At 61.7% G+C, this 3773-nt stretch carries 2 protein-coding genes and 1 pseudogene; 2 read left to right on the top strand and 1 reads right to left on the bottom strand.

From position 1 onward, the window contains the following. The first annotated feature begins 227 nt into the window (after positions 1–227). On the top strand, positions 228–1379 hold the full coding sequence (gene macA, locus GIV26_RS26940; RefSeq protein WP_127880663.1) for a macrolide transporter subunit MacA: 1152 nt from the start codon (positions 228–230) through the stop codon (positions 1377–1379). A gap of 3 nt (positions 1380–1382) precedes the next feature. Continuing rightward, positions 1383–3341 (top strand): MacB family efflux pump subunit, encoded by a 1959-nt coding sequence (locus tag GIV26_RS26935; RefSeq protein ID WP_105227116.1) that lies wholly within the window; start codon positions 1383–1385, stop codon positions 3339–3341. A gap of 119 nt (positions 3342–3460) precedes the next feature. Here GIV26_RS26935 and GIV26_RS26930 read toward each other — a convergent pair. Further along, positions 3461–3625, bottom strand: a pseudogene (locus tag GIV26_RS26930) (helix-turn-helix transcriptional regulator); the annotation flags it as partial. Positions 3626–3773: the final 148 nt, after the last annotated feature.

Here is a 3773-nt window from a genome sequence, read left to right as displayed (position 1 = left end):
AAAAGTGAGCCGCTGTAAGAGCGGAACCCTAGGTGGCCGTTACCGCAGGAATGGATATGTACGCATTCCAACCCAACTAAATGGTCGACCAGAAGGCCGCCATCGCAGGCAAGCCAGCTCCCACATTTGGACCGGGGAGCGTCAGGTAGACAGGGGTCGGCTGTCAGGTCTTTACCCAGGCCAGCGTCAGCGCGCAACCATATTTGTACTCAATCAAGAAGCCAACCATGCAAACGTCTAAATTCCGCAAAATCGGCATTCTGGCTTCAGTGGCCGTCGCAATCGGCCTGGCCATCTACACCGTAAACGCCCCCGCCGACGCCCCCCAATACCTCACCGCGACCGCAGAACGCGGCGATATCGAAAACGCGGTATTGGCCACCGGCCTGCTCGAAGGCGTCAAACAAGTCGACGTCGGTGCCCAGGTCTCTGGCCAGCTCAAGTCGCTGAAAGTCAAAGTCGGCGACAAGGTAAAGAAGGGCCAATGGCTGGCTGAAATCGACCCCTTGATCCTGCAGAACACCCTGCGCAAAGCCCAGGTCGATGAAGAAAACCTCCAGGCCCAACGCCGGGCGACAGCCGCGCAGCTCAAGCAGGCCAGGTCCGTATATGAGCGCTACAAAGGCTTGCAGGCCGATGAGTCGGTGTCACGCCAGGATTTCGAAGACGCCGAATCGACCTACCAGGTGCAGCAGGCCAACCTGCTGTCCCTGGACGCACAGATCAAAAGCGCGCACATCGAGATCGACACCGCCAAGGTCAACCTGGCCTATACCCGCATCAACGCGCCCATCGACGGCGACGTGGTGGGTATTGTCACCCAGGAAGGCCAGACCGTGATCGCCAGCCAGTTGGCGCCCGTGCTGCTCAAGCTGGCAGACCTGGACACCATGACCGTCAAGGCCCAAGTGTCGGAAGCGGATGTGATTCATATCAGCCCCGGCCAGCAGGTGTACTTCACCATTCTCGGCGAGGCGGACAAGCGCTATTACGCCAAGCTGCGCGGCACCGAGCCGGCGCCGCAGAACTTCCTGGAAACCCAGACCGCCGGCACGCCGAAGCAAAACACCGCGGTGTTTTACAACGCGTTGTTCGACGTGCCCAACCCAGAGCACCGCCTGCGCATCGCCATGACCGCCCAGGTGCGCATCGTGCTCGACACCGCCCAGGCCGCGCTGATAGTGCCCGTGGCGGCGCTGGGCGTGCGCAATGCCGATGGCCGCTACGAAGTGCGGGTGCTGGATGCCAAGGGCAAGGCGGTCGCCCGCACGGTGAAGACCGGTATCAATAACAACGTCAAGGTGCAGATCCTGGACGGCCTGGCCGAGGGCGACACCGTGGTGATCGGCGATGCTACACCTGCCGTGGCGGGGAGTTGAGTCATGACCCAGCCTCTGTTGGAACTCAAGGGCATCACCCGCAGCTTCATGGCCGGCGAGCGTGAATTCATCGCGCTCAAGGGCATCGACCTGACCATCCATGCCGGGGAAATGCTGGCGATCATCGGCGCCTCCGGTTCGGGTAAATCGACCCTGATGAACATCCTCGGTGGCCTGGATTACGCCACCGCCGGCAGCTACAAGATCAATGGCATCGAAACCCGCTCCCTGGGCGATGAGCAACTGGCAGAGCTGCGGCGCGATTACTTTGGGTTTATCTTCCAGCGTTACCATTTGCTCGCGCACCTGAGCGCTTTGCACAACGTGGAGATGCCGGCGATCTACGCCGGCACCCCGCAAAGCCAGCGCCATAGCCGCGCCGGGGAATTGCTGGCACGCCTGGGCCTGTCGGGCCACACCAGCCATCGGCCCAGCCAGCTGTCCGGCGGGCAACAGCAGCGGGTGAGTATCGCGCGGGCCTTGATGAATGGCGGTGAAGTGATCCTGGCCGACGAACCCACTGGCGCCCTCGACACCCACAGCGGCAAGGAGGTGATGCGTATCCTCGCCGAACTGCACGCGGCGGGGCACACGGTGATTATCGTCACCCACGACCCCAAGGTCGCGGCGAACGCCCAGCGCATTGTCGAGGTGTGTGATGGCGAGATCATCAGCGACAAGGCCAACGACAGCGTCGGCCTGGAATTGCCCGTCGAGGCGCCGGTCGAGCCCCGACGCAGCGGGGCGCGGCGCCTGGTGGCGAGCCTGGGGCTGTTCAAGGAAGCGTTCAACATGGCGTGGGTGGCGCTGATTTCCCACCGCATGCGCACCTTGCTGACCATGCTCGGGATTGTCATCGGCATCACCTCGGTGGTGTCGATCTCGGCCATCGGCGAAGGCGCCAAGCGCTATGTGCTCAAGGACATCCAGGCGATTGGCAGCAACACTATCGATATCTTTTCCGGCACCAGCTTTGGCGACAGTCGAGCCTCGGCGATCCAGACGCTGATGCCCTCGGATGTGGACGCGCTGAACCAGCTGTATTACGTCGACAGCGCCACGCCGGTGGTGGGCCGCAACCTGATGCTGCGCTTTGGCAACATCGACGTGGATGCACAGGTCAATGGTGTCAGTGACCGCTACTTCAAGGTCAAGGGCCTCAAGCTTGAAGCCGGCATCGCCTTCAGCGAAAGCGATGCGCGGCGCCAGGCCCAGGTGGTGGTGATCGACCACAATACTCGCCAGCGCCTGTTCGGGCCCAACATCGACCCGCTGGGCCAGGTGATCCTGATAGGCAACCTGCCGTGCACGGTGATCGGGGTGACGGCGGACAATAAAAACATGTTCGCCGCCAGCAAGGCCCTGAACGTGTGGGTGCCATACGAAACCGCGGCGGGCCGTCTGCTGGGCCAGCGTCATCTGGACAGCATCACCGTGCGCATCAAGGACGGCCAGCCGAGCAAGGTGGTGGAAGACAACGTCAATAAACTCATGCTGCAACGCCATGGCACCAAGGATTTCTTTACCAACAACCTCGACAGCATCATGCAGACGGTGCAGAAAACCAGCCGCTCCCTCGCGCTGCTGCTGTCATTGATTGCGGTGATCTCTTTGCTGGTGGGCGGTATTGGTGTGATGAATATCATGCTGGTGTCGGTCACCGAGCGCACCCGTGAAATCGGGATTCGCATGGCGGTGGGGGCGCGGCAATCGGATATTCGCCAGCAGTTTCTGGTGGAGGCGGTGATGGTGTGCCTGATCGGCGGGGTCATCGGGATCTCGTTGTCCTACGCCATCGGCTACCTGTTTTCGCTGTTTGTGAAGGAGTGGGAGATGGTGTTTTCGGTGGGCTCGATCATTACCGCGTTTGCCTGTTCGACGTTGATCGGCATTGTGTTTGGTTTTGTACCGGCGCGGAATGCGGCGCGGTTGGACCCGATAGAGGCACTGGCCCGGGACTGACCTGAGGGAGCTGCTGATCGTTCCCACGCTCCGCGTGGGAACGCCGCCATGGACGCTCTGCGTCCACAGTGACGCAGAGCGTCACGGGATCCATTCCCACGCGGAGCGTGGGAACGATCTTAGTCTTCGGTCGAGTACATCCACCGCAACAACGAGTGCCGCCCGCTGATCCCCAACTTGATCGCCGCACGCTTGAGGTAGCTCTCGATGGTGTTGACCTTCAACGCCAATTGCTCGGCCAACTCCGGCGCGGTGCGCCCGGCCAGCAGGCCTACGCACACTTGTTGATCGTTCCCACGCTCTGCGTGGGAACGCCGCCATGGACGCTCTGCGTCCACAGTGACGCAGAGCGTCACGGGATCCATTCCCACGCGGAGCGTGGGAACGATCTTAGTCTTCGGTCGAGTACATCCACCGCAACAACGAGTGCCG

Source organism: Pseudomonas sp. PA-1-3F (assembly GCF_021609665.1).
Taxonomy (GTDB): Bacteria; Pseudomonadota; Gammaproteobacteria; order Pseudomonadales; family Pseudomonadaceae; genus Aquipseudomonas; species Aquipseudomonas paracarnis.
Note: the sequence above shows the minus strand (reverse complement) of the source record. Positions and strands in the feature narration are given on the sequence as shown.

Excerpts from the sequence above, each read along its gene's own strand:
- macA (WP_127880663.1), top strand. The coding sequence starts at position 228 with ATGCAAACGTCTAAATTCCGCAAAATCGGCATTCTGGCTTCAGTGGCC.
- GIV26_RS26935 (WP_105227116.1), top strand. The coding sequence starts at position 1,383 with ATGACCCAGCCTCTGTTGGAACTCAAGGGCATCACCCGCAGCTTCATG.